The 1231-nt window shown below is 38.1% G+C and carries 1 protein-coding gene; it reads right to left on the minus strand.

The features are described 5' to 3' along the window. Positions 1-29: 29 nt before the first annotated feature. A protein-coding gene (locus tag BJ095_RS18840) for an IS3 family transposase (protein WP_404426987.1) occupies positions 30-1153 on the minus strand; the annotation gives its coding sequence in 2 pieces (ribosomal slippage) (positions 30-907 and positions 907-1153; 1125 coding nt in all). Positions 1154-1231 lie beyond the last annotated feature (78 nt).

Raw genomic sequence — 1231 nt, forward strand, 5'->3', positions numbered from 1 at the left:
TGGAATGTCAACACTAAACTGGACAATCTTTATAAGGACCTGTTCTTGAATTCCACTGGCGATAAATAACCTAGTGTTCCGTGAATTCGAATGTTATTGAACCAATGAACATAATCATTAAGTTCAAGAGCGAGCTGTTCAAGAGAAGCGAAGTGTGCTCCGTTTGCGAATTCGGTTTTAAATACTTTGAACATCGCTTCGGCCACGGCGTTATCATAGGGACAACCCTTCATACTTAATGATCTTTGAATCCCAAATGTTTCTAGTGCCTCTGAAATTAGTTTGTTATCAAACTCTTTTCCACGGTCTGTATGGAACATCTTGATGTTATGTAAATTCCCTTTAATGCTGGCTAATGCTTGATACACAAGGGCTGCTGTCTTATTAGGACCGGCACTGTGACCAATAATTTCACGGTTGAAAAGGTCGACAAATAAGCATACATAGTGCCATTTTTTCTCAACACGGACGTATGTTAAATCACTTACAACTACAGCTAATTGCTCTTCTTGTTTAAACTGACGATGTAACTCATTTTTGATGGGTGCTTCATTACAGGTTTGTTTATACGGCTTGTATTGTGCCACGGTATACTTTGATACCAGTCCTAATTGTTTCATGATTCGACCGATTCGACGTCTAGAAACTACCATCTTCTGCTTCTTTAATTCTACTTTTAGTTTACGAGTACCATAGTTACTACGGCTTTCTTTAAAGAGTCGTTCAATCTCGTTGGAAAGTTCTACTTCCTCTGTGTTATGTGCTTCTTTTTCACTCAAATTGGCATGATAATAGTATGTGCTTTTGGCGATGTTGAGGACGTTACACATTGCTGATATTGAATATTTGTGAGCGTTATTTCGAATCACATCTATTTTCGTCCCATGATCAGCGCTGCTTGCTTTAAAATGTCATTCTCCATCATTAAACGTTGATTTTCTTTACGTAATTTTATTAACTCATTTTCTTCATCAGTACGGTTCTCTTTCGCAGTGAAGGCCCCAGTTTCTTGATGGTTTTTAATCCAGCGATCTAATGCAGATGGCGTGATTTCATATTCTCTACAGATATCTGCACGAGACTTTCCATTTTCATAAAGCTTGACTAATTGAAGTTTAAATTCTGGTGTAAAAGTTCGACGTTGACGTGACATAGTAGCACGCTCCCTTAGGTTAGTATGTTAAGTCTACTAGCCCTTATAGTATCTGTCCAACTTAGTGTAGCCGATTCA

Origin of the sequence: Ureibacillus chungkukjangi, assembly GCF_003217295.1 — a bacterium.
GTDB lineage: Bacteria > Bacillota > Bacilli > Bacillales_A > Planococcaceae > Ureibacillus > Ureibacillus chungkukjangi.